The organism is Thalassobacillus sp. B23F22_16, from assembly GCF_043496955.1.
GTDB lineage: Bacteria > Bacillota > Bacilli > Bacillales > Halobacillaceae > Thalassobacillus > Thalassobacillus devorans_A.
In genome coordinates, this window is record NZ_JBIEKD010000001.1 from 438,332 (window position 1) to 464,036 (window position 25,705).

25 protein-coding genes and 1 tRNA gene are annotated in these 25,705 nt (G+C 44.7%); 5 read left to right on the plus strand and 21 right to left on the minus strand.

The window, feature by feature from the left end; all coding sequences use genetic code 11:
* Positions 1-23 precede the first annotated feature (23 nt).
* The 3 genes from ACGTNI_RS02145 to ACGTNI_RS02155 all read left to right on the plus strand — a co-directional run bounded on the left by ACGTNI_RS02145 (position 24) and on the right by ACGTNI_RS02155 (position 2,517).
* Positions 24-1,112 carry a sensor histidine kinase gene (locus ACGTNI_RS02145; RefSeq protein ID WP_394459688.1) on the plus strand — a complete coding sequence of 363 codons (1,089 nt, stop codon included), beginning with the start codon at positions 24-26 and terminating at the stop codon, positions 1,110-1,112.
* Positions 1,109-1,804, plus strand: coding sequence for a response regulator transcription factor (locus ACGTNI_RS02150; RefSeq protein WP_394459690.1), 696 nt, complete (start codon positions 1,109-1,111; stop codon positions 1,802-1,804). Before ACGTNI_RS02145 ends, ACGTNI_RS02150 begins: the two co-directional genes overlap by 4 nt.
* Before the next feature lie 206 nt (positions 1,805-2,010).
* Positions 2,011-2,517 carry a hypothetical protein gene (locus ACGTNI_RS02155; protein WP_394459692.1) on the plus strand — a complete coding sequence of 169 codons (507 nt, stop codon included), beginning with the start codon at positions 2,011-2,013 and terminating at the stop codon, positions 2,515-2,517.
* A 209-nt stretch (positions 2,518-2,726) separates the two neighbouring features.
* Here the strand turns inward: ACGTNI_RS02155 and ACGTNI_RS02160 are convergent, their stop codons facing one another.
* From ACGTNI_RS02160 to ACGTNI_RS02220, 13 genes are all read right to left on the minus strand, one after another.
* The gene (locus tag ACGTNI_RS02160; protein ID WP_394459694.1) at positions 2,727-4,907 is read right to left on the minus strand and encodes a malate synthase G; all 2,181 of its coding nucleotides are present in this window, start codon (positions 4,905-4,907) and stop codon (positions 2,727-2,729) included.
* Positions 4,908-4,931: 24 nt separating this feature from the next.
* A complete protein-coding gene (locus ACGTNI_RS02165) occupies positions 4,932-5,102 on the minus strand; it encodes a DUF1427 family protein (protein WP_394459696.1) in 171 nt (56 codons plus the stop codon).
* Between the two features lie 20 nt (positions 5,103-5,122).
* Complete coding sequence (mtnA, locus tag ACGTNI_RS02170; RefSeq protein WP_394459698.1) at positions 5,123-6,190, minus strand: S-methyl-5-thioribose-1-phosphate isomerase; 1,068 nt, start codon at positions 6,188-6,190, stop codon at positions 5,123-5,125.
* Between the two features lie 18 nt (positions 6,191-6,208).
* A complete protein-coding gene (locus tag ACGTNI_RS02175; RefSeq protein WP_062444541.1) occupies positions 6,209-6,811 on the minus strand; it encodes a class II aldolase/adducin family protein in 603 nt (200 codons plus the stop codon).
* 16 nt (positions 6,812-6,827) lie between these two features.
* Positions 6,828-8,246 (minus strand): amidohydrolase family protein, encoded by a 1,419-nt coding sequence (locus ACGTNI_RS02180; RefSeq protein ID WP_176223993.1) that lies wholly within the window; start codon positions 8,244-8,246, stop codon positions 6,828-6,830.
* 5 nt (positions 8,247-8,251) lie between these two features.
* Positions 8,252-9,052, minus strand: coding sequence for an MTAP family purine nucleoside phosphorylase (locus ACGTNI_RS02185; protein ID WP_394459701.1), 801 nt, complete (start codon positions 9,050-9,052; stop codon positions 8,252-8,254).
* A gap of 18 nt (positions 9,053-9,070) precedes the next feature.
* The gene (locus ACGTNI_RS02190) at positions 9,071-9,931 is read right to left on the minus strand and encodes a nucleoside phosphorylase (protein WP_085507020.1); all 861 of its coding nucleotides are present in this window, start codon (positions 9,929-9,931) and stop codon (positions 9,071-9,073) included.
* On the minus strand, positions 9,915-10,763 hold the full coding sequence (locus tag ACGTNI_RS02195; RefSeq protein ID WP_176223991.1) for an energy-coupling factor ABC transporter ATP-binding protein: 849 nt from the start codon (positions 10,761-10,763) through the stop codon (positions 9,915-9,917). The genes ACGTNI_RS02190 and ACGTNI_RS02195 overlap by 17 nt, the downstream gene beginning before the upstream one ends.
* A gap of 19 nt (positions 10,764-10,782) precedes the next feature.
* Positions 10,783-11,631: an energy-coupling factor ABC transporter ATP-binding protein gene (locus ACGTNI_RS02200; RefSeq protein WP_085507018.1), complete on the minus strand. Its 849-nt coding sequence runs from the start codon at positions 11,629-11,631 to the stop codon at positions 10,783-10,785.
* Positions 11,631-12,524 (minus strand): energy-coupling factor transporter transmembrane component T family protein, encoded by an 894-nt coding sequence (locus tag ACGTNI_RS02205; protein ID WP_394459704.1) that lies wholly within the window; start codon positions 12,522-12,524, stop codon positions 11,631-11,633. The genes ACGTNI_RS02200 and ACGTNI_RS02205 overlap by 1 nt, the downstream gene beginning before the upstream one ends.
* 36 nt (positions 12,525-12,560) lie before the next feature.
* On the minus strand, positions 12,561-13,586 hold the full coding sequence (locus ACGTNI_RS02210; protein WP_394459706.1) for a LacI family DNA-binding transcriptional regulator: 1,026 nt from the start codon (positions 13,584-13,586) through the stop codon (positions 12,561-12,563).
* A 229-nt stretch (positions 13,587-13,815) separates the two neighbouring features.
* Positions 13,816-14,598, minus strand: coding sequence for a fumarylacetoacetate hydrolase family protein (locus ACGTNI_RS02215; RefSeq protein ID WP_394459708.1), 783 nt, complete (start codon positions 14,596-14,598; stop codon positions 13,816-13,818).
* Positions 14,599-14,773: 175 nt separating this feature from the next.
* Positions 14,774-15,397 (minus strand): hypothetical protein, encoded by a 624-nt coding sequence (locus tag ACGTNI_RS02220; RefSeq protein ID WP_085507014.1) that lies wholly within the window; start codon positions 15,395-15,397, stop codon positions 14,774-14,776.
* 551 nt (positions 15,398-15,948) lie between these two features.
* On the opposite strand from ACGTNI_RS02220, the gene ACGTNI_RS02225 reads away from it, so the two are divergent.
* The gene (locus ACGTNI_RS02225; RefSeq protein ID WP_394459710.1) at positions 15,949-16,398 is read left to right on the plus strand and encodes a hypothetical protein; all 450 of its coding nucleotides are present in this window, start codon (positions 15,949-15,951) and stop codon (positions 16,396-16,398) included.
* A gap of 60 nt (positions 16,399-16,458) precedes the next feature.
* On the opposite strand, the gene ACGTNI_RS02230 is transcribed toward ACGTNI_RS02225, so the two are convergent.
* From ACGTNI_RS02230 to ACGTNI_RS02245, 4 genes are all read right to left on the minus strand, one after another.
* Positions 16,459-16,779, minus strand: coding sequence for a hypothetical protein (locus ACGTNI_RS02230; RefSeq protein ID WP_394459712.1), 321 nt, complete (start codon positions 16,777-16,779; stop codon positions 16,459-16,461).
* 179 nt (positions 16,780-16,958) lie between these two features.
* Positions 16,959-17,348, minus strand: a complete 390-nt coding sequence (locus ACGTNI_RS02235) for a hypothetical protein (protein WP_394459714.1) — start codon at positions 17,346-17,348, stop codon at positions 16,959-16,961.
* Between the two features lie 320 nt (positions 17,349-17,668).
* Positions 17,669-19,489: a coiled-coil domain-containing protein gene (locus tag ACGTNI_RS02240; RefSeq protein ID WP_394459716.1), complete on the minus strand. Its 1,821-nt coding sequence runs from the start codon at positions 19,487-19,489 to the stop codon at positions 17,669-17,671.
* Positions 19,490-19,491: 2 nt separating this feature from the next.
* Positions 19,492-21,432 (minus strand): efflux RND transporter permease subunit, encoded by a 1,941-nt coding sequence (locus ACGTNI_RS02245; protein WP_254901795.1) that lies wholly within the window; start codon positions 21,430-21,432, stop codon positions 19,492-19,494.
* Between the two features lie 273 nt (positions 21,433-21,705).
* On the opposite strand from ACGTNI_RS02245, the gene ACGTNI_RS02250 reads away from it, so the two are divergent.
* On the plus strand, positions 21,706-22,272 hold the full coding sequence (locus ACGTNI_RS02250) for a TetR/AcrR family transcriptional regulator (protein WP_085507009.1): 567 nt from the start codon (positions 21,706-21,708) through the stop codon (positions 22,270-22,272).
* 64 nt (positions 22,273-22,336) lie between these two features.
* On the opposite strand, the gene ACGTNI_RS02255 is transcribed toward ACGTNI_RS02250, so the two are convergent.
* The 4 genes from ACGTNI_RS02255 to ACGTNI_RS02270 all read right to left on the minus strand — a co-directional run bounded on the left by ACGTNI_RS02255 (position 22,337) and on the right by ACGTNI_RS02270 (position 25,698).
* Positions 22,337-23,692: an MFS transporter gene (locus ACGTNI_RS02255; protein WP_085507008.1), complete on the minus strand. Its 1,356-nt coding sequence runs from the start codon at positions 23,690-23,692 to the stop codon at positions 22,337-22,339.
* Between the two features lie 83 nt (positions 23,693-23,775).
* The gene (locus ACGTNI_RS02260; RefSeq protein ID WP_085507007.1) at positions 23,776-24,069 is read right to left on the minus strand and encodes a Dabb family protein; all 294 of its coding nucleotides are present in this window, start codon (positions 24,067-24,069) and stop codon (positions 23,776-23,778) included.
* Positions 24,070-24,079: 10 nt separating this feature from the next.
* The gene (locus ACGTNI_RS02265; RefSeq protein WP_085507006.1) at positions 24,080-25,330 is read right to left on the minus strand and encodes a flavin-dependent oxidoreductase; all 1,251 of its coding nucleotides are present in this window, start codon (positions 25,328-25,330) and stop codon (positions 24,080-24,082) included.
* A 295-nt stretch (positions 25,331-25,625) separates the two neighbouring features.
* Positions 25,626-25,698: transfer RNA gene (locus ACGTNI_RS02270), tRNA-Val, on the minus strand.
* Positions 25,699-25,705 lie beyond the last annotated feature (7 nt).

Here is a 25,705-nt window from a genome sequence, read left to right on the forward strand (position 1 = left end):
ATAAACGGAAGCAGGTGATTTCAATGTCCATCAAAAAACGGTTGATGTTATCCAATATAGCTATGATCGTCCTGCCGATTGTCGGCTTTTTAATTTTAGAGATGATTTTGGGATACCTATTTTTTGTAGCCTTCAATGGAACTCCACGTGGTTCAGACCTGGAGCTATTTATCGGCCTTCGTATGGCAGGAATGATCATTATTTTAGCCGTAATCAATGGCCTGTTAACTTATTATGTGGCACGGAGCATTTTATCGCCGCTAAATAACTTATCGCTAGCAGCCAAAAGAATTCGGGAAGGAGATTTAAATCATAGTGTCAAGTCTAAACGGAACGATGAGTTGGGTGAACTTTCCGAAACGTTTGAGGCCATGCGTATCAGCTTAAAAGAAGCAGAGGTCGCTCGCAGGAATTATGAACAGAACCGGCAGGAGTTAATCGCGAGTATCTCCCACGATTTAGCCACCCCATTAACGTCGATCAAAGGCTATGTAAATGGGATACAGGACGGCATCGCCAACACTCCGGAAAAATTAGAACGCTATTTGGATATCATTTATAAAAAAGCGGATGATATGGATGCTCTCATCCACGATTTATTTCTCTATTCGAAGCTTGACGTCAGCCAGGTTCCATTTGATTTTGAAAAAATAGATTTGTATGCTTTTTTTCATGATTTTATCGAGGAAATCACCTTTGATTTAGAAGAAGCAGAAGGATCGGCTGCTCTCCATGCCAGCCCTGATACCTCCTACCTCGTGGAAGCAGACCGGGAGCAATTAAGAAGAGTCGTAAAAAATATTATCCAAAACAGCTTAAAATATATCGATAAACCTCAAAAGGAAATACACGTTCATCTGGATAATAAGGAAGATGAGATCGTAGTCCGAATACAGGATAACGGCAGCGGAATCGCTCCAGAACACCTCCCCTACTTGTTTGAAAGTTTTTATCGGACAGATACATCAAGAAACTCGTCTACAGGAGGAAGCGGCCTTGGATTGGCCATCGTCAAAAAGATCATTGACCAGCACGGTGGCAAAGCCTGGGCCGAAAGTGAAACCGGACAGGGAACAAGTATTTATTTCACGTTAAAGAAGGTGTCAAAATGAAAAGAATCCTAATCATCGAGGATGAACGGACGATTGCAGAACTGGAGAAGGATTACCTGGAGGTGAATGGTTTCGAGTGCGACATCGCAACGAGTGGTGAATCCGGCAGGGAACAAGCTCAGCATAAATCCTACGACCTGATTTTACTGGATTTAATGCTCCCGGGAGTTGATGGTTTTGAGCTATGCAGGCAATTGCGTGACAGCCTTGATATCCCGATCTTAATGGTAACAGCCAGAAAAGAAGACATCGATAAAATTCGTGGGTTTAATCGTGGTGCAGATGATTATATCCAGAAGCCGTTTAATCCTAACGAACTGGTAGCCCGGGTAAAAGCCCACATTTCAAGATACGACCGTCTCGTCAATCGTACGAGCGAACCTTCGGAAATACGCACCAATGGTTTAACGATTGATCTCCAGTCACGGAGAATATTTATTGCTGGTAAAGAAAAAGAAATGCGCGCCAAAGAATTTGACTTGCTGGTTCTTTTAGCCTCTAACCCCGATCGTGTGTTTACGAAAGAAGAGTTATTTGAACGGATTTGGGGGATAGATTCTTTCGGAGATATCTCCACTGTAACCGTTCATATCCGCAAAATAAGAGAAAAAATAGAACAGGATCCTTCTAACCCTGAATTATTAGAAACCGTTTGGGGTGTAGGTTATCGTTTTAATAAAAAGACCTCCTGAACCCCCTTGAACCATAAGGCGAAGCTGATCAAACGCTTCGTCTTTTTCATTTGGCAAATAGGTACAATTTAGTTCAACTAGTCTGTCGTTTTAAGAATTAATTAATAAATTGCTAATAGCTAATTAAGCTTCATTATTTATGATTAGATCAGGTTTTAAAACAGAAAGAGCCTAAGTCAATCATAAACAATAAAGGGGTCATCGTTATGTTTCAAAAAATTACGTTGTCGTCGGTAGTATCTCATTTATGGGTGCAATGGATTATGTTAGGAAGTATTTTACTGGATACGTTCATGGTGTATCCGAATATTTTTCATAATATCCCGGAATCGTTTGCAACAAGTATGAAATTTATGGCAGTAGCAAGTCCCCACACCTACTTTCCGCCATTAGGAATGGCTAGTATAGCAACCGGAATATTGGCAGCGATTTTAGCGTGGAAAGTTAAACCCGCCCGTTATTGGATTTTGTTGAGCATGAGTATGATCGTCCTTGAAGGGGCCGCTTCTATGATATTTGAATGGCCGCGTAATGAAATTATGTTCATCGAAGGTTCTGCAGTGCATTCTGCTGAGTTTTTAAAACAAACAGCCAGAGAATTTTTGATCGTCCACTGGTTCCGTGTAGCTTTTAATGTCATTGGTTCGATTCTTATGTTCACAGGATTCATGAAGTATTACAAACATGCTTACTGTAAGACAGGATCGAATTAACCCACCCAGCAGGAAGAGAGCCAATCCAGTGGAAGCTCTCTTTTTTTATAGACAACCTCCTTATATACTAGACAGCACCCATGCGATATTAGACAATCCCTAATGCTAACTAGACACTTTCAGAACTTTACTAGACAAAAACACTCCCTATTAGACACAAAAAAAGGCCTGCTCCCCGGAAAGCATCAACCCGTGAGCAGGCCAACTGTTTATTTATTAATCAAAGTTTTCGCTTTTGCTTCCGCCCTGCGACGGTGCAGAATCGGTTCTGTATAACCATTCGGCTGGTTGACGCCGTCGAAGATCAAATCGCAGGCAGCCTGGAAAGCGACGGATCCTTCGTAATCAGCAGCCATTGGCTTATAATCCGGATCACCGGCATTCTGCTCATCAACTACCTTCGCCATCCGGTAAAGGGTTTCCTTTACCTGCGCTTCAGAAACAATGCCATGGCGCAGCCAGTTGGCCATGTGCTGGGAAGAAATCCGAAGGGTCGCCCGGTCTTCCATCAGGCCGATGTTGTTAATGTCAGGTACCTTCGAACAACCGACACCATGATCGATCCAGCGCACGACATAGCCAAGAATGCCTTGTGCATTATTATCTAGCTCCTGCTGGATCTCCTCATTGCTCCAATTCGTTTCTTTTGTGACAGGTACATCCAGGATGTTGTCCTGTACATCTTCCATTTGAGCTTTGATGTCGTTTTGTACTTTCCTGACATCAATGGAATGATAATGCATCGCATGCAAGGTCGCTGCTGTCGGTGATGGTACCCAGGCCGTGTTTGCACCTGCCTTCAGCTCACCGCCTTTTTCATCAATCATCGATTTCATCATCTCAGGCATTGCCCACATGCCCTTCCCGATTTGGGCTCGTCCCTGGAGTCCTGCTGCCAGCCCGACTTGCACATTGGACTGTTCATAAGCCCTCAGCCAGTTGGAGGATTTCATGTCTTTCTTCCGGATCATCGCTCCCGCTTCCATGGAGGTATGAATTTCGTCGCCTGTCCTGTCCAGAAAACCGGTATTAATAAAGACGATACGCTCTCTCACTTCGGCGATACAATTTTTCAAATTCAAAGTAGTACGGCGCTCCTCATCCATGACACCGATTTTGATGGTATGCCGCTCCAGTCCAAGCATATCTTCTACCCGATCAAACAGTTTATTAGCAAAGGCCACTTCCTCCGAGCCATGCATTTTCGGTTTTACAATATAAATGGATCCTTTCTCGGAATTCTGGAACTTGGCATTCCGTAGCAGGTCATGCGTGGCAACAAGACTTGTCACTACTCCATCCATGATGCCTTCCGGAATTTCATTTTCATCTTTATCCAAAATGGCATCAGTCGTCATCAGGTGACCCACGTTACGCATGAACATCAGCGAACGGCCATGGAGGGTGATGTCCTCTCCCTCCGGTGTAATGTAACACCGGTCCTGTTTGAGCGTCCGGGTTACGGCTGTTCCGCCTTTATTGAAAGTAGACTTCAATGTCCCTTTCATCAGTCCCAACAGATTGCTATATACCTGAACTTTGTCTTCAGCATCAACAGCAGCTACCGAATCTTCACAATCCATAATAGTTGTCGTCGCGGCTTCCATACAAATATCCTTCACACCAGCATTGTCTGTTTTTCCGATCGGGTGATACGGATCAATTTGGATTTCCACATGCAGACCATTGTTTTCGAGTAAAATTGCAGTTGGTTCTTCTGGTGACCCTTTATATCCTTTGAATTTCTCCGGATGTTCGAGCTTCGTCTGCTTATCGCTGAGAAGTGTTACGACCAATTCCCCGGCTTTAATAGAATAACCTGAAGCTTCATAATGACTGGATTTCTCTAAAGGAAAGATATCATCAAGGAAAGCTTTCGCATATTGGATAACCTTTTGGCCTCGGACCGGGTTATAAGATTGCCCACGCTCTGCCCCATCTGCTTCGCTGATCACATCCGTACCATAAAGAGCGTCATAAAGGCTTCCGTAGCGGGCGTTGGCAGCATTCAATGCATACCTTGCATTATCTACTGGTACGACTAGTTGAGGTCCTGCCTGCTTAGCGATTTCATCATCAACATTTTTTGTAGTGATTTCAAAATTGCCTGCCGGTTCTTCTAAATAACCGATGTCCTTCAAAAATGCCCGATAAGTATTTAAATCAAAATCTCCTTTATTCTCCTGGTACCAGGTATCGATTTTCTCCTGAATCTCATTCCTTTTTTCCAGCAAAAATTTATTTTCAGGAGCCAGATCATGCACCAGCCTATCAAAGTCTTCCCAAAATGCCTCTTGGGTTATCCCACTGTCCGGCAGGGCTTCCGAAACAATAAATTCATAGAGTGCAGAATCGACTTGTAATCTTCCTGCTTGTACGTAATTACTCATCCATCATCCTCCTTTTAAAACTATCTAATGAAACCTAAGTAGAAAAGCTTCGACGATCCTTCCCCCGACATACACACCTGCTACACCCAGCACGCCGGCGAGTACAGGAGGTGCCGGCAGGGGAAGTTTTATCAATTTAAAGACGATACCAATGAAGATTCCGGCGATCAAAGCAAGTACCGCTTCTCTTACCATCAGGCAGCCCTCCTTCCAGATTATATGTTCACTTTCTCATTCAATCTGCCTAGATTTTGTTCAAAAGGGGCAGTGATAACACCTTTTTCCGTGATGATACCCGAAATGAGCTTATTCGGGGTAATATCAAAGGATGGATACAGTGCACTGGTACCCTCAGGAGCGATTCGTACTCCCTTAATCTGGGTTACTTCATCGGCGTTTCGCATTTCCACTTCAATGGCACCCCCGGATGGTGTATCAAAATCAATCGTGTGACTGGAGGTGGCCGTGTAGAATGGGATGTCGTTTTCTTTGGCAGCGAGTGCATGCATATAGGTGCCTACTTTATTGGCGAGATCGCCATTCGCAGATACCCGATCGGATCCAACTACGATTTTGTCTATTTTACCAGTGTTCATACAGAACCCGGACATGTTATCGGTAATCAATGTATGCGGGATGCCGAACTTTTTCAGCTCATAGGCTGTGATTCTGGCTCCTTGAAGATAGGGACGGGTTTCACAGGTGAATACATGGATATTCTTCCCTTGTTCATGGGCTGCCCGGATGACTGATAAAGCTCTGCCGCCATAACCGGCACCTCCAAGTGCTCCGGAATGACAGTGGGTCATAATAGTATCGCCGTCTTCGATCAGTTCAGCACCGTATTTTCCGAGCTGGTATTCGAACTCCAGCTGGCGCTCAATGATTTCTACCGCTTTCTGTTCAAGGGTTTCCACTACATCCCCCTGTGCAGAGGCAGCTGTGGCTACCATTTCATCAACTGTCTTCATGAGATTAACTGCAGTCGGGCGAGTACTTTTCAACAAGTCACCTGCCTGGCGGATCTTCTCTACGTCCCCTTTTGACTGGTAAGCTGCCAGGTAAATACCATAAGCTCCACATAATCCAATGGCTCCTGAGCCACGAATCATCATCGAACGGATTGCCTCGCCCAGCTCCTCTATGGATGCGATTGACTGGATATCCTCTTCAAAAGGAAGCTTTAATTGATCGAGCAATCGTAATGTTCCATTTTCAAACCAGATCGGCAAAGCAAGCTCCGATTCCCGGTGACGGTTGGCTAGTTCTTCGATTAGTCGCATCGTATTCCTCCCTCTTAATTAGCTGGTGACCGCTACATTCGCCTGCAGCTGCGATAAAATGAATGCCTGTTTTGCCGTGGCTTCCGCAAGGTCTACAACATTATAAGCAGCCTCGAGAGTCGGACCCACCGAGCAGACGCCATGGTCTTTCATCAAAGAGATTTTAATATCCGGGTACTGGGTGAACACATCTGTGACATGCTGAGCCAGTTCTTTTGAGCCAGATGGCGCAACATCCGCAACCGGAACATGTCCGAGAAGCTTTCTCGCGGTCACGGTTGGAAGTGGAAGTTCCATGCCAAGACAGGCATAGCCGATGGCATAATTCGGGTGGCAGTGAACAACAGCATTTACATCGGGGCGTACTTTATAGATGCCTAAGTGAAAGCCGATTTCTTTTGAAGGCTTTCCCTGCCCTTCGATCACTTCGCCCTCCATGTTGACGATTAGTGCATCTTCGCGGCTAACTTCCCCTAAACTGATACCGCTTCGCTTGATTAAAACGTTATCCGTACCAGGAATTCTTACGCTAATGTTGCCGCCCGTCGCCTGGGTAAAGCCTTTTTGATAGACTTTATGAGAGACGTACTCTAATTCTTTTTTCAACAAATCTAGTGACATGGTGAATTCCTCCTCTTCATTTATAAATCGCTTCAAAAAACGGTTTCTGTTCCTCTGCAAATCTTAGGGCTTCTGCGCTTTTTTCCAGGCGGTGGTGTGAGCGCCTCCGGACCCGGTTAATCACATCATTTTCATTAAACGAGAGGATTTTACGATCGCGCATGACCCATTTTCCTTTAATCATCACCGACTCAATCGATTGCCCATTCTCATGGAAGACAAGCTGCTCATGAACGTCATTAGCAGCCGCCCAGGCAGGGGTGTTTTTATTAAGAAAAACAAGATCGGCTTCATAACCGGCTTTAATTTTCCCCCGCTTGCCTGGAAGTAACGCCGCTCCCTGGATGATTCCCATTTCAAGCATGTTGTGAGCACTCGGCCACCACTTATATTCGGAAGCATTGTTTCGCTGCATCATTAGCGCCAGCCTCATCATTTCAAATAAATTATGACTCGTCCCGCAGTTGCTGGCGTCAGTGCCAAGACTCACGGGCATATCTTTTTCCATATAGGTCATAATCGGTGCTGTCCCGCTTCCAAGAATTTTATTGCTGGCAGGGTTATGGATGATCGATACTCCACGGTCTTCTAACAAATCGATTTCTTCTGGTGCCAGCCAGACGGCGTGGGCAGCAGATAAACGCTCATTCAGCAACCCAGCACGATCAAGATGACCGATTATACCCTTTTTGTAGGTCCTCATACCGTAGTCGCGCTGGAGATATGTTTCCAGCAGATGGGTATGGACATTCAAAGCGTATAAATCACTAAGTTCCCGGGATAACCGAAGCATCTCCCGACTGCACCGCTGTGGCGCATTCGGACCAATCATGATATGAATCCGCTCGTCTTTTCCGTGCCACCGCCTGATTAAACCTTCATAAAAATGTTTCATACGTTCCGGTGTCGGCGGTTTCGAAGCAGCCAGCTTCTGCTTTATCCTATCTGGGAAATCTATCTGTAAAAAGTCGTGATCTTGTATATCGTGCAGCATCGGAGCGAACGCGACATGCATATTGGATTCTCGATAAGCTTCCAGTGCGGATTCTGCTTTCGGAAAATGCGGGAAATGATCGATACAGCCTGTGATGCCGTTTCGGATCATCTCCGCGGCACCCAACAGGACAGCATCATGAATATCTTCATCTGACAGCGAGTGTCCAAAAGCAATGGTATACAGTGACCAGAGTTCAAGCGGATAGCTGCTTTCCGTTCCCTTTAATAGATTGGAATAGGAATGATAGTGGGCATTGGTCATGCCAGGAATCACTAACTTCCCATCGGCATCAACCACTTCCTCTGCGAGACAGGAATCTGGCAGTTCTCCTTCTGGAAAAATATGCTTTATTTTTCCGCCTTCTATCAGCAGACTGCCAGTTATCACCCGCTGGTCTTCCATCGTTACCAGTTCCGCATTTTTTATGAGAACACTCATCATCCCTATGCGTTTGTTACTTGTGCTTTTTTAAGCTTTGCCGCCCGCGCTGCCAGTGCCCGTTCATATGCTTCATGGGCAATCGATGGCTTGTCAGCAGTTGCCAGTTCTACTGTTTTCAGGAATAGATCCTTGATTTTTTCCTGGTTATCTTTCACAACATTTTTATGGGTATCAAGATCAGGTGGAACATCGGTTGTACCAGCCGCGAGATCAGTAGAGATGACTACTACAGCATAGGCCAGCCCAAGCTCACGGGCTAAAATAGCTTCAGTTGCATTCGTCATCCCGACGACATCCATTCCCCATTGCTTATACAACTGAATTTCCAGTGCTGTTTCATAACGCGGTCCATCGACACAGACATAGTTGGCTTTTGGTACCAGATCGATATCCAAGGCTTCCGCTGCATTCTTAAACGTCTGGTTAAGGTCAGGGCAATAAGGCTGCGTAATCTCTACGGAATATTTATCGTAAGTATTGATGCGATTCGTCGTAGCATCGAAGAACTGATCAAGCAGTGCCAGCTTCCCGACTGGTATTTCCGGATTCAGGGATCCGACCGCACACATCGCAATGACGTGATCAATTTCGAGCTGCTTCAGCGCCATCATGTTTGCACGATAATTGATCTGATGGGCCAGGCTGTCATGAGTCTTGCCATGCCTTGGCAAAAAGTAGATTTCCTTCCCGGCATGTTCGCCTTCATAAACGACGGCATCCCCGTATTCTGTCGTTACCGTTCTTTCATTCATATTATCTACTAAATTATAAAACCCTGTACCTCCAACAATACCGATTTTCATAGTATTCCTCCTCGTCATCTATTTTTGGGCTTGCTGTAATAATGATGGGAAAAAGTAAGGTTTTCCTGAGCGCTTTTTCAATTCATCCCACTCATTGAGAATCTTTGTCGCCTCTGTAGCAACAGCGATCGATTGGGCTACACCTTCCCCTTTATATTCAAATTCATCTTTCACCCGGTTCGCTACTGCGGTAAATACAGCCCCGGCTCTCAAGTTGAACAGGCTGCTTAGTGTCAACACTGTGGATGCTTCCATCTCAAAATTCAAAACGCCGGCTTTTTGCATATCTTCCATGATGGTCTCCATCCAGCTCTGCCTGTAGTTGTTAAACCCAGGTCTGCCCTGCCCGCAGAAGAAGGATGCTGCGGTATATCCGATTCCGACGTGATAAGTTGCCCCAATACGTTCTGCCGCTTCGATTAGGGCCATCACAACTTCCTGGTTCGCGATGGCAGGATATTTATGATCGACGTACTGGTCGCTCGTCCCGTCATAACGGACCGCTCCGGCACAGATGATCAAGTCCCCTGGTTCGATGTTTTCCTGCATGGCCCCGCAAGTACCGACGCGAATGAAAGTTTCGGCGCCAATTTCGGCGAGTTCTTCTAATGCACTTGCGGTTGATGGCCCCCCTGCCCCTGTCGAACAAGCTGAGATGCCAACGCCACCAACTTTCCCGGTATAGGTCACATGCTCCCGATAGGTGGCGACATGTCGTTTTTCTTCCCATAACGCCGCCATTTGTCCGACTCGCTCCGGGTCACCCGGAAGTAATACGTATTTTTCTACATCGCCCGGGCGGCAGCGAATATGGTATTGTGATTGATCCGCGTTTTCTGGTCGATCTGCTTTAGCTTTCCATTTAAGATCCTGTGCCAACTTTTACATCCTCCTCTTTATTCGCTTTCATCCATTCAATAATTGATTCGACGGTCAAATAGGTTTTCGTTTCATCAAAGCTGGTAATTTGATTGGCAAACTGGGTTATTTGAGGGGGCTGCAGTCCGGCTTCCTCCATAATCCCTTTATCAGAAAACACAACACTTGCGTGGTCATCTGCGATTTTCTCACTTTGATTCATGACGACCGTCCGACAATTCAGTTCACCGATCAAGTGCATGTCGTGAGTGATGAGTACGACGATATGCCCTTCTCTCTTAAACATCCGTACAAGTTCCAGCACCCGCTTACACCCTTTATGATCCTGTCCGGTTGTCGGCTCGTCCAAAACGATTACCTTCGGTGATACCGCCATGATTGATGCCATCGCTACTTCTTTACGCTGGCTCGAGTTCAAATCAAATGGGTTATCATCCAACCGCTCTTTCAGCTGAAAAAGGTCGATTGCCTTCTGGACTCGTGTTTCGATGTCCTCCTCTGCCATCTTCAGATTTTTACAGCCGTAAGCCAATTCTTGCCTGACAGATGGAAGGAATGTCTGGTGATTGGGATTTTGGAACACATACCCGACCTGGCTCGACAGTTTCGAAATCCTCTCTTTTTTAGTATTCATCGTACCTACCGTAATCTCACCTTTGGTTGGTTTGAGCAGGCCATTGAAATGCTTGACGAGTGTTGTTTTGCCGGATCCGTTACTGCCAAGGATAGCGACCACTTCTCCTTCGTGGATGTCGAGGTTGATATCTTTGATGGCAGTCACTCCATTCGGGTACTTATGAGAGACATTTTTCACTGAGATATATGGTTCCACTCGCTTCACCTCCATGTGTTTATTTGCATGCGCTTTCAAAATTGTTAACGGATTCTTCTAATGTCGTAGACAACTTTACATCCTTGCCAAAAGTCTGGTTATAGCTGGCCAGAAACTCCGTAACTTGAGGAGCATTCAGCGTCAGTTCATGCAATTGCCGAATATTCGTAAATACTTCATCAGAAGGAGCGAACATTTGAACTTCTCCTTCATGCAAAACAAGGACTTTGTCGCAGTATGCTGCGATTCGCTCTACTTCATGGTCGATGATGATGCCGGTCATCCCATAATCCTTCAGGTTTTTCAGAACGTCGTACACTTCATTCTTTCCTTTCGGATCAAGCATCGAAGTCGGCTCATCCATAATCATGATCGACGGTCGCATTGCCAGCACGGCGGCAATCGCAAGCCTTTGCTGCTGTCCGCCTGATAAAGCCAGCGGGCTTCTTTTTTCAAAACCGGTCAAACCGACCTGATCAAGGGCGTGCGTGATCCGGCCAAGCATCTCATCTCTTGGCACTCCGAGATTTCCCATCCCGAAGGCGATTTCTTCTTCAATTGTCATCTGACTCAATTGGTTCTCGGGTTCCTGGAAAACGAAACCGACCTCCTCGGACATTTTGGCAACCGAACTTTCACTTACCTTAGAGCCATTTACTTTTACCGTTCCTTCCATCTCGCCATTGATGACTTGCGGTACCAGTCCATTCACACACATGGCGAGCGTTGACTTTCCTGCTCCTGTTGGTCCGATGATCCCGAGGATTTCGCCATGGTTGATGGAAAAATTGATATCTTTCAGTACCGGCTCATCGGTGTCCGGATAGCTGAAGGTCAGATTGTTCACTTCAATTGCTTTTGCCGCCATCAGTTAGCCCCTCCGATCTTTCCCTGAAATTGTTTCACCACAAATTTGATAATCATAAACCCAAATACGATCCATGTTCCAAACAATGAATACGTGAGTAAAGCGTCAGTCGTAAGGTGCAACGAGCCCATCATGAATAATTTCAGATAAATTTCAAAGGCCAGGAATCCTAGCATTCCTAATAGGAAGGTATAGTCAAGTGAACCTATTTTCGTTTCGCGAAGGCTTGTCTTTTCTCCCTTACGACTGAATGCGCGGCATTCCAACACGTAAGATAGCTGATGCACTTTCATGAATGTAATAATAAAAAGAGGGGCGAACATCGGAACCAGATTTTTAACCCGTTGTATGAGGCTTCCTTTTACATCTAGGCACCTTGCCTGCTGGGCTTCCATGACGATTTTGGCTTCCCTGGCAATGATGGGGATGATCTGAAAGGTCGATAATAATATAAACGCGAACGAGTGAGGGACTTTCCACTTTACAAGTGCCGACGCCATATCGGATGGATGGGTTGTCATGACGAATAACACGGCGGCAGTACCGATAACCAGGATCCGGAAGGACATGACCGATGCGTAAACCATCGATTCATATTTAAATGTCAGGCCTCCGAATATTTCAAAAACCGGAGTCACTCCAATCGGATTATAGATACCATGCACGGTCATGATCAGTACAGCGAACAGCAGTAAAAACTGAATCGAGATTAGATATGGTTTCACTACTTTCGCCATGACTACCAATGGAAACAGCGCTACCAGAAAAACAAGCTGTAAGGCAGGATCATTAAGAATGAACGAACTAGCGACAACAAATACAACAAACAACATCTTTGTCCGTGGGTCCAGGCTATGGATCAAACTATCTTTCGGCATGTACAAACTATTCATATGTTTTCCTCCTTTTGCCTTGTTGCGTGTGATTGCTTAATGAACCTTTTTGATACTGGCAGTCGATGCACGTCCCACTAAGGTGGGCGGAAACATGATGCTTTCTTTAAAGTTCTTGTTCTCCTTAATGATTTGAACAGCCAGTTCCACCGTTTTTTCTCCCATTTCAGCGATTGGCGTTCGAATCGTTGTCAAACCCGGATCGACAATCTCGGCGAATTGGGAATCATCAAATCCAATAACGGATAAATCTTCTGGAATCTTCATCCCCAACTCACGGGCTGCTTTATAAACACCTACAGCAATTGCGTCGTTACCTGCAAAAATCGCCGTCGGCCGATCCTTCTTTGCAAGCATCTCTTTTCCTTTTTCATAACCACTATGAATCTTAAATTCATCCAGCTTAACATGTTTCTTATCCAGTGGGAGCCCCCGTTCTTCCAGTGCAGCCTTGAACCCTTTCAAACGTTCAACTGTAGCATAGGAATCCTGTTGACCACCAATGTATCCTATTTTTTCATGCCCCAGGTCAATCAAATGCTCCGTAGCTGTATAGCCCCCATCAAAGTTATCTACTAATACTTCATCAAGCCTGACATTCTGAACTTTACTTCCAAGGATGACCATCGGAAGATCCGGTCTCGACTTCATCACTTCACGGATATTCCTGTCATTAATTTCCGGTGTGGAAAAGATGATTCCATCAATCCCTTTCCGGAGCAGGAAGTTCAGGTACTCTTTTTCTTTTTCGAGATTATTATCGGTATTACAAAGGATGACATTGAACCCGTGCTGATGGGCTTTGTCTTCAATCGCCCTCGTCAGTTCCCCGTAAAAAATGTTTTTTATGTCAGGTATGATTAATCCGAAGGTCGATGTCTGTTTCTTGATCATCGCGGTTGCTACCATGTTTTTCTGAAATTTCAATTCATCCACCGCTTTGTTTACTTTCTCTTTCACACTTGCACTGGTATAACCACTGTTATTTAATACTCGGGAAACAGTTGAAATTGATACGTTCGCCTTCCGAGCAACATCTTTGATCGTCACTGTCTTTTCCACATTTTTCACTTCCCCAAATAATTTGTGGAAACGTTTTCTTATATCTATAAATAGAAAGTTCTCTCTTACTCTTTCTATGCATCTAGTTGAAAACGTTTACTTAAGGTTTATTATACGGCTATTAGGCAAACGATTCAATAATTTTCTGAAAATTTTCATTATAATTTTCAGGAATTAATCCCTAACAGCCAGAGGGAGTATGTGGAAACGTTTTTATATGCCTATAAATTTAAACGACAGAAGTTTGCTTTACTTTGCTTACTTTATTCTTGAGCGTGCCGATCCCTTCTATGATACAAGCAATTTCGTCATTTTCTTTCAGAAACTCTGCCCCTACTGGACTTCCAGTAAGAATCACATCACCAGGTTTAAGAGTCATGACATTACTTAAATAAGCAATCATACGCTGGATAGAAACAATCATCAAAGAAGTAGGGCTGTCCTGCTTTTTCTCACCATTATGAACAGCTTCGATTCGGGCTGCCAGCACATCGAACTCTGTTTCAATAACCGGGCCAAGTGGCGTGAACGTGTCGAACGACTTCCCTAACGTCCAGTGTCCGTCCTCATGGAAAAGCTTCGGTGCGGTTACATCGTTACCGATTGTATAGCCAAACACATAATCGAACACTTCCTCTTCCTTGATTCCGGAAGCTTCCTTTCCAATAACAACGGCCAACTCCGATTCAAATTTTGCTTCTTCTATGGAAGCGGGCAATTTGATATCTGCTCCCGGTCCGATTACCGAAGAATTTGGCTTAAAGAAAAAGACTGGCATGTCAGGTCCTTTCTCCGGCAAATCTTCCTTCTTGGCTACAAAGTTGGCTCCAATCCCGATGATTTGGTTAGGAGCAAGTGGTGCAGCCAATTTGACGGTGTCTTCCGGGAAAGAATCTCCAGTAAACTCCCACCCATCGAAGATATCACCACTGACTTCTCTTACTAACCTATCTGATATAATGCCTTGTTTTATCGTAGATTCCTTGTCTGTTTTAAAACGGACAAACCTCATTACACAACGCTCCTTGATAGGATTGGCAGAGGGAAGGTTTCCTTCCCTCCTGCCACACCAGGTTAAGTTCAATTCATTGAATTTCCATTCAGTTTCTAATAGAATGATAGGTAAGCAATTTGTAGAGCATCAATCAACTACTCCCACAATTAGTATGTTGATTTGATGTTCTTTTTTATGCGGAAATCTTCTTTCCACTATTATTTTTCTTTCCCATTCCAATCTTCTCGCGAATGTCTTTCGCATTTGGCAGGAAGCGGACCGGGAATATTTTCAGAATCATCCAGACGATCCAGAATGTAAGTACTTTGTCAGCTACAGTACCAGGGATGTTGGCGATAAATGCAGCGTTGAAAATTTGTTGCCCAGATGCAATTAGACCAGCAGTCAATACATCGACAGTATGTCCTGAAAACCCGCCGAAAACATAAACGGATACAACGGTTGCTAAAGCTGAAGCGACAATACCTGTAAACGCGCCGGAAACGACAACTTTCCAGCCTTTCTTAAACCAGCCTTTCTTATAAAAGAAATAAGATAAGAAGGCCACAAGTATCCCCACTAAAGCAAATGGAATGTATGTCCAACGAACAATCAATGCCAGGATGACGTTTGTCATAAGCGCGGTAGCCCCGCCCCACAGCGGGCCCAGAACAATTGCATTTAAAACAGTACCAATATTATTCAGAAACAACGGAAGCTTCAACATTTCAACAATAGAGTTTGCGACCCAGTTCAGTGCAATCCCAGCCGGGATCATGGCAACTATGAAACTGGAGTTCTTCTTCATCATATTCAATTCACATACCTCCTTTTTAATTAGCCATGCGATCAACGACGATTGCTGCTTTCCCCTCCTTTTACTTAGCAGTCTATCCATTCAGCAAATCCAATATAAAAACGTTTCCACATTTGGCTGAATGAATTTCAAGCAATTAAAGAAAACGCTTTCTTAAAATGAATTATACATAGACTATTTTCTAATTTCAACAATATTTAGAAAATTGTTTTATCTTTAAAGGCTTTCTGTCTGCTGAATAAGCGTTGAAACAGTAATATTGACACGTTTTTTGTCGTATAATTTATATATAAAAAAATACATTTTCATTCAAGTGTGCTCCAATAATAATTATAATTAGGTAATTAATGAAGTTTTTATATGAAAACATTTCCATATTTTCTCTTCAGTCAGTTTAACTAGACAATCTGTTTATTCACTAGACCTCCCGCTCCCCCTAATAATGTAATTTTGTAGTTACCAATTAGACCGTACTACAACTTTGTTTACTTGAAAATGTAATGGTATTAAAGTAGGATAATTAACCATATATCATAATTAGGTGGGATCCCTTGAAACAAATCATTTATAAAGCACGTGAAAAAAGTACCTACTACTTAGTCGGACTATTTATGGTGATTATTCTCATGATAGCGAGCGGGTGGTTCACAACAGTATCGTTCGTATGGGGGCAGCGTTTTATCACGCTCAGCTTCATTATCGTGACGTACGTTTTATTTTTCTTAAACGTCGATCCAATTAAAAAAGGCGTACTGCTTGCCTTGATCCCTGCGCTTGGGACGATTATTATATTGGTTATTCATGATGCCGTAGTACCCGAAGGATTTTATCCGGAGTGGCTGGACGCAGAAACTTCTAACCCGCGGAACGGAAGGGTAAGTGCACTATATATGATTTTGACTTTCATTGTCCTGAAGCTTTCCAAAGTGAAGCCGTTTATCCATGTGGTGGAAAAAAGGGAAGATGAAAAACGCGAGCAAAAAAAGCAGGAGAAATACTAACAATTTTTTAAATTTGCGACCTTTTTTACTGCAGAAAGCAATGCAAAGGAGCCGTTTCGTTTAACCGGCTCCTTTGCATTGCTCCAACGATATGATGAATCTATTATTTTGTTTATCTATGAAAAGACTGTAGGGTTGATAGGGTTCAACCCCTAATTCCTTAACAATTTCCTTCGGTATGTTAATGGAATTCGTTTCTGTAACATAGCGTTTATTGTGTGTTGTACCCGGACATGCTTTTTCAATGTATATCTGCTGATCCTCATAAGTTATATCTACCCGCTCTCCGACACAAATTCCAAGCTCTTCACATAACCGGACCGGCATGTAGACAACCGGGCGTTTCGGCAGTTGCTTTGAACGAATCTTTTCTAATTGCACGCGTCGGTCCCTCCTTTTTCATCTACAATAACCGACACACTTCAACAAACAACACGTACAGAAAAAATCTTGAAAAAAGTGCTACAAATTCAATGAAAAAGTTTTATCCTTATTCCATAATCTGGAGGACCTGGGGTGTGCGCGAAAACACCCCAGGTCCTCCAGATTATGTTAAATATTTATTCACTTCGAAGTTCCATTGTTTCTTCCTTGTCTCCCCATCTTACGTGGACCTCAACAACCTCGTCACCGCTCATCAGCAGCTCCCCGTTTCCTGAATCTCTCGAAGTAAACTGTTTCTCTGAAGGCGGGTCCCCACCGAAGTCTCTTCCGGTTTCACTGCCAAACCTTCCTGCATCATAGGAATAGCGCAGCTGATCGATCTCCGCCAGTTCCTCCAGCTCACCTTTATACGTAAGTACAAACTCGCGTGTGACGGCCGCTCCATCTTTAGATGCCGTAAAGCTGGCTTCCCAGTGTTCGCTTTCTCCCTCATACACATACTGTTCGCCCAACCCGCATGCCGTAAGCACGAGAACAGATAATGATACAAGTAATAATTTGCGCATCCAATCCCCTTTCCCTCTCGTTACCTTTGTTACTATATGTACGTATAACTTAGGCCTAAGTTTCATCCTATTCAAGACCCTGGCAAAACAGCCGAAAATGAACTTTTTTTGAGATAATCTAGTGATATATTAGACAGCATCCCCGGTATATGAGCCAAATCAAACCACATATTAGACAATTTCAAAGTTTTATTAGACAAAATCGAAATTAAATTAGACAAACAAAACCATTTATGAGACAAAATTCTCACATAAGAGACAACGCAGCCCAAAAGCAAAAAAACAGCCCCCTCTTTCGAGAGAAGGCTGTTTTCCACTTCTTAGAATAAATCCATCAGGCGGTCCCAGAAATTCTTTTCTTCTTCTTTTTCTGGCTCCTCTTTTTCTTCGTCGGCCTTCTTGATACTTTCCGTTTTGATCACGAATTGGACATTGTCTACTTTTTCATTTTCGGAAGAAACGAAAGATTCAGGGTCAAAATCGGACTTATCATACTGGTTGATCATTTCATCGATTTCCTGTTGCAGTTCGTCCGGCAGGCTGCTTGTTGAATCGGCAAGCGCTGCTGTTCCGTTATGCAGTTTGGCTGCACCGTTTTCGAGCTCATCGGTTCCACCAGTCAACCCGGCGATGCCTCCGTGAACTTCTTCATAAGAGCCAGCCAGCTGCTGGACACCGCCTGTGTAGTCTGTCAGGCCGGAGTGAAAATTATTATAATTGGCGGATAGTTCTTCCAGGCCTTGCTGTAATTGATTCATAGATTCATCGATATCCATATTTTCCATACTGCTACTTAACTCGTCAGCCATCGTGCTGAGGCTGCCGCTCATTTCCGTAAGGGATCCGGATACCTGGCTAAGTGTCGGATCTACCGCGGCAAACGCTTCTTTTACACCTGCATAGGTCTGTTTCGTCGTTTGTGCTGCTTCATAGTTGGCGACCAGCTTGTCGACAGTTTCCTGATCTGCGCCACTTTCATACAACGCTTGAATTTCCTCTTCGGACACATTCTGCTCTGGTATTGCAGCAATCGTCTGGTCCAGTGCCTGGTAAGCCTGGTTGTAATTATCCTTCAATGTCGTCAGGCCGGCTTCTGCTTCATTTAATCCACCGGCAATCTGGCGAAGACCTTCCTCCAGCTGCTGGAATTGACTCATATTCATATCACCGGAGCCCCCACTGACGGACTCGCTCATTTGCTGCAAGGCAGCTTTAATAGACGAGGAGCCATCGACCAGTTCTCCGGACCCGTTGTTCAGTTCCATGATGCCATTTTTATATTGAGCCGAACCATCATACAGCTGTGCGACCCCAGTGTTCAGCTCAGCCATCCCATTTTTCAGTTCGCCGACTCCACGGTTTACTTCCGCGGTCGCATCTGATAAAGATTGCATCTCGCTTTTCATTTCTTCTGTATCTGGCTCTTCGATTGGTATTGATGATGGTGTCGCTGCGATTTCAATCGGTTCCATTTCGAGATCGGACACCTGCGCGTTTACCATGAAGCTCTCTTCTTTTTCCGGCATCGCTGTGAACGTCACTTGCCGGTTTTTCCCGGCATTAGCGACAGTCGCATCTTCCGCTTCAATATTTTTATAATTAGCAGAATCAAAAGTCAGGCTGATTTGCAGGAGATAATTATTGAAAAAGCTTTCGTCGCCCTTGTCGTTCTTTGAGGTGTTTATCTCAATCTCCAAATCGCCGTCTTTTCCTAACAGTTTCTCAGGCGGGATTTCTTTTCCATCTAATTTATAAGTGACATCGATATTCCATGGCAGCGGTTTGCCGTCCAGGTTTCCTTGATAGTAAAATTCATCTTCTTTAGCGGTAAACGTGACACGATCGTCTTTTTTCTCCATGTCCGTCATGTCGGTCAGGTTCTCGACACTGGTATACGGACCATGGTCGGTCATTTTACCTGGTTTATCAACCGTAAAATTATTGACGACGTACATGTCTTTCGGATCGCCGGACCTGCTAAGCGTGGCATAGACGACCTCACTTTTTCCGGAATAGGTCCCTTTCCCCTGGGGAGCCTTTTCCTCAGAAGCTGAACCGTCGTCTGCTTCCGCTGACACGAGAAATGTTGGCAATACCAGCATCGTTGACATGAATAGCGCGGTTATACGTTTCAGTCTCATTATCATTTCTCCTTATAAAAGTTTGCTTTCCACGTTGTTTTTTCAATCACTTTATCGAACACGACCAGTAATGCCGGCAGAACAAACACAACCATGAGGAATGCCAGCAGTGCTCCCCGCCCGAGCAAAAGTCCGATGGCCGATACGATCGGGTTGGTGGAGGTGGCTCCTAAGATAAAGCCGACACTGGATAAGATCGATGCCGATATAAAGATGGCAAAAATCTTCTCATCAATCGTCTTTTTAATCGCCTGCATGGCCGGCATGTCTTTTCGCAATGTATAGTAATTCTCTGTGAATAAAATTCCGTAATCGACAGTCGCGGCCAGTTGGATCGTACTGATTAACAGGTAACCAACATAGACGAGCGGCGTATCGGTGAAATACGGCACGGCCAGGTTGATCCATACCGAGGTCTGAATCGTCAATAGGAGCACAACTGGAATGGAAACCGACCGGAATGTTATCAACAGCACAATAGCAATCGTAATGACGGTCAGTAAATTGACCAGCTTGTTATCCTGCTGCACGGTATTTTTCATATCATACAACGTGACACTCTCCCCAAGGAGATGGGGATCCTCATAATAGCTGTTTGCGGTCTCCCTGACCTGCTCAATCAATGAAAACGCCGCGTCCCCTTCCGCATCTGTTTCTGTATAAAGGGTGATCCGGGCATAGTCATCGGAATAAAACTGTTCTCTCATTGACTCTTCCAAATACTCCGGTGGAATCGCCGTGCTCACCATATTCACATAGGACATGATACTGGAAACATTCGGAAGGTCCTCCAGCTCTGCAACGAGATCTTCCTCTTTTCCCCTGTCTCCCTCAGGGACAAGCAGCACCACTGGGATGCTTTTACCGAACGTATCCTCGATCATCGCTTCATCCTGCCCGGCACGTGTGTTGTCCGGATGCTCGCCTGTGCCATATAGGAAAGTCGTATTACTTTGAGCTAAAAACGCAGGAACAATCAGGACGAGTATCAAGAGTAAACTCGGAATCCTGAGTTTCATCACAAATGTACCGACGTTCTTAAAATCCGGGACAAGCTGACGGTGCTTGGTACGGTCAATCCAGCGATAGAACATCAGCGTCAATGCAGGCAAAAACACCATGACACTAATGAAGCTGAGCAGGATCCCTTTTACAAGATTAAGACCTAGGTCAGCCCCGATCCCGAACTCCATAAATGTGAGTGCCATAAATCCGAAGAATGTCGTCGACGCACTGGCGACAATCGCCGGAAATGACCGCTTCATCGCAAGCCGCATTGCTTTAGCCGGATCGTCCACATCCTTACGGTAATCGGAAAAGCTATGCAGCAGGAATATCGCATAGTCCAGAGAAACCGCCAGTTGCAGAATCGGCGCCACCGACTGGGTAATGAATGATATTTCCCCGATAAAAATATTCGTTCCTAGATTGATCACGATAGAAACTCCGATCGCAATCAAAAAGAACACCGGTTCCATCCAGGAATTCGTAGATAAGACCAAAATGATAATAATGATCGGTACGAGCAAAGCAGCCGCATTCAGTGACTCACTCCCAGCCATTTGCTGGGAAGTTGCCGTCGTTACCGCTTCGCCGGCGATGGCATTCTCTTCTCCGATCAAATCATATATCTTATTGGTCACTTCAACCTCGTCACCTTCTCGGATGTTCAGTGAAATCAACGCATTTTGATCCTGGTAATAAGTTTCTACGGTATCTTCGTTGGCTACCTCCAGCGGTTCTTTCACATCTACCACATCATCAAGCCACATCACTCCGCTGACCCCATCGATCGCTTCTAATTCTTTCTTATACTCAAGCGCCTTCGTTACCGATACATCCTTCACCATCACCCGGGCGTTGGCAATCGGTTCGTCAAACTCCTCCTCCATCAAATCCACCGCTTGCATCGAAGGAGAATCATCGGGCAGATAATCTGCCATATTGTAATTGACCGAAACGGCAAACTGCGCTACCGCACTGAGCAATGTAATAATCGTAAATATAATGACAATACTTTTTTTATGTTTAATGATTCGTGATGTCCAGTCGATAAGGCTTCATCCTCTCTTGCAAAACGCTTTTACACATTCTAATATTGTATTGACACCGTGTTGGATTTACAACAAACAGTTTTATAAAATCTGTCAGTTCCCCAACACATCGTTGGATTATGTTGGATTGTCACAAAAATTTAACAAAAGGAGGCGTGTCCTGTGCAAGAAAAACTGGACCGTCGGAAGAAATATACGCGAAAAGTATTGAAGGACAGCCTGATTACGTTGCTGGCAACGAAACCAATTTCAGACATCACCGTAAAAGAAATCTGCGAACTCGCCGATATCAACCGGTCCACCTTCTACACCCATTATACCGATCACTATGACTTACTGAGTAAAATTGAAGAAGAAATTACAGCAGATATGAATGAATACCTGCATAGCTACAACTATCCCGTCGAAGAAGAATCGATCCAGATGACCGAGAAGATTTTGCAATATGTGATTGAAAATAAATTCATGTTCCAGACCCTGTTGAAACAAGACGCTGCCCCTACCTTTGAAAAAAGAATGATGGAGTTGACCAGAGGTTTTATGATGAACAACTGGATGAACGACAATCGTTTGGAAAAGGAAGAAGTACAATACTTGAGCACCTTCGTCATCAGCGGAGCCATCCACGTCATCAAAGACTGGATCGCCAACGATATGGATCGCTCCCCCAAAGAGATGGCCGTGATGATCAATAACTTCATTAACTATGGATTTTCTTACTTGGAATAATATCGACATGACCAAAATGAAAAAGCTGGGCTACAACAGCCCAGCTCACTCATTTGTATTGAATTTATACTACTTTCTCCCTTGCAGCATCCACATCCGCTTCTTCGCTTTCCCCACTATAATGCGCATGCTTCTCCTGAACAAATAGTATCGCGATGCCCCCGAGCACGGCAGCCATGGCGATGATCGTAAAGTTCATTTGAGAGGAAAGATTCATAGTCAGCAGAATACCGACAAATGTTGGCGCGAAGATGCCGCCGACCCGTCCGAATGCCATGGCGGCTCCTATCCCCGTGGAACGCATCGAAGGCGGATAGTATTGCGAGACGAAGGCGTTGCTGATATTCTGCACACCAACAGATGCAGCACCAATCATTCCGATCAACAGATAAGCCAGTAAAATGTTCTGCGTCAGCCCAATACTGGAAAGGGCAATCGCTCCGATAATATAAAGCGGCACCATTACCTTTTTAAAGCCCCACTTATCTGCCAGCCGTCCGAATATAATGGTTCCGACGATGGCACCGACATTCATCATGGCAACAAAAACCAGACTAGAACCTAAGCTGTACCCAGCTTCGATCATCAATTTCGGAAGCCAGGTATTCATGGCATATATCAGAACAAAACAGGAAAAGCAGGAGATCCAGAACATAATCGTACTGATGGCACGTTTGTTTTCAAAAAGTTTCACCAGCGGCAATCCTTTCTTGGCAGGTTCCGGCTTAACAAAGGTAGTACTGCCATCCAACTGTACTCCCGGCTCTATTTTTTGCAAAACTTTCTTCAACTCTTCTTCCTTTCCCTTGGCTAATAGAAAGCCTGCGGATTCTGGAAGGCTTTTTGCTATAAAAGGAATGAGCAATAACGGTAGCCCGGCAATCCAGAAAACCGGCTGCCAGCCGAGTGAAGGCAAAATAGATTTACTGAACATCGCTGCCGCAATCGCCCCGATGGAGTACCCGCAAAAAATGAACGATACCATCGCAGCCCTGATTTTTTTCGGCGCATATTCCGTGGATAACGCGATCACGTTCGGCATCACGCCGCCAAGTCCCAGTCCCGCAATCACCCGGAATACCGTGAACATCACAGGACCTGTCGCAAACGCCGCTATCGCGGTAAATAAACTAAACAGGACGGTACATAGGATGATTACGTTCTTTCGGCCAAGCTTGTCTGCCAATAATCCGAACAGGACAGCCCCGACAGCTGTCCCGGCAGCGGTGTAGCTCCCGATTGCCCCTGCTGTCACGGAAGATATATTCCACTCTTCCATTAACGAAGGGACAACGGAGCCATAAATGACTACATCATAACCATCCATCAAAATGATAAAGAAACACCAGAAAATAATAGAAGAATGAAACGAACGGAAGCGGCTGTTATCAATGATCTGCCCTGCATGTAAAGCTTTCATCAAATCCCCCCTGCGATGTGCGAATTAATACTTAAAAGCTAAAACGCGTTTAAGCATTAAAGTAACTGAATAAAAAAATAAGCTTAAATTTCAAAATCGACGATGATACTGTCCTTCATACCAATTCGCTTCAAATATGAGACTATTTCCTGGTGCGCGGGATGTGGACCATAGTTTTCCAAAGACTCCCTGTCCTTAAACCGCACCGTCAGCCCGACTTCATATCCCTGGCTCCGATCTGAAAAATTGAGTCCCTGCTGAATATCCACAATCCCAGGAATGATATGCTTCAAATTAAGTGTCCGGCGGATCAACTCCTGCTTTTGTTCCTTTGTGGTTTCCTCAGAGAACTTCACTAATACAATGTGTTCTATCATAACTGCACTCCTATTTACTATTCAAAGTCTCCCGGTCAAAGCCGGCAAGTTTCTTATATTTATTTGCGATTCCTGCTAGTTCCTCATAAGTGATTACATCTTCTAATTGATTAAATCCCTGAGGCGCACGTTCTTCAACAATTTGCATGACCACTTCCGGCCCGTTTTGCCGGTTGGTCCGGACAATATTCGAAGTAGGTTCCAGTCTTTCCTGTTCATAAGCCCGCAAAGCAGATTCTGTATTCGGCTGTTCTGCCATAGACTTTGCTAAAGCATCAGCGTCAAGAATCGCCTGTGAAGCTCCATTTGACCCAATCGGATACATCGGGTGGGCAGCATCTCCAAGCAACGTTACACGACCGAATGTCCAGCGAGGCACCGGGTCACGGTCTACCATCGGAAATTCATAAACCGCATCTGTCTCCTCAATCAGCTGCGGTACATCCAACCAGCCAAAATCCCATCCGGCAAAATGAGGGGCAAATTTCTCCTTATCTATTTTCCTGTTCCAGTCGGCACGCGATAACAGCTCATCACCAACCGTAAGTTCAGCAATCCAGTTGACCAGGGAGCGCCCTTTTTCGTCAGCCTTAGGACAAACAGGATAAGCAACAAACTTCTGATCCTGATAGCCTGCCATAATCATCGACTTGCCAGTTAAAAACGGAGTAGATTCTGTTATGCCACGCCATAAAATCCTGCCGCTGAATTTCGGCTCTCCCTCATTAGGGTAATAGAATTTACGCACGGCAGAATGGATGCCATCCGCTGCAATCATTGTATCGGCACTATACGTACCGGCATGTTTTCCCGTTTTTTTATTTTCAAAATGAGCGGTCACCTTGTCACCAAACATTTGAAATGACGTCAGATGATGACCGGTATGTACTGCATTCTCGCCCAATCGTTGTTTGACTGCATTCAGTAATAACATCTGCAGACGTCCCCGATGGATGGAGTATTGCGGCCATTTGTAGCCGGCATTCAAGCCCCGGTCCTCCTGCCAAATCTTCTGGCCGAATTTATTAACATACATCAGCTCTGCAGTTGGAAGTCCTGCCTCTTTTAGCTCATCATCCAGACCCAGTTCTGTCAGAACCTTCACCGCATGAGGTAAAAGATTAATCCCCACGCCTAATGCCTTAATCGTTTCTACGCTTTCAAATACACGCACTGACACGCCAACGCGGTGAAGTTTAAGAGCAGTCACAAGCCCGCCAATCCCCCCGCCGACGATCAACGCCGTCCTGGTATCAGACATACCGATTCCTCCTTGATGCAATTTTCTAACAACTTTTAGGTATTTTTCCATTATTACATAAAAAACTGAGATTTCAATATTAAATTTGCTTGTACGAATGGAAATTCAACCTAGATGTTAAGTCGTTATGTTGGGTATCTCTGCGAGTTAGTAAGGTATAGGAACGTGTTATGTCAGTATATGATTAAGATAGGGCAGTAAAATCTCGGCTGCTCCTAACCTGCCAGTAACCGAGGGCAAAATAAAAAGCCCCTGACCGTTGCAGCATCAACAGCCAGAGACTTTTAGAACTTAGTGATTCCGATTGGGCTCGAACCAACGACCTCCACCCTGTCAAGGTGGCGCTCTCCCAGCTGAGCTACGGAATCATGGGAT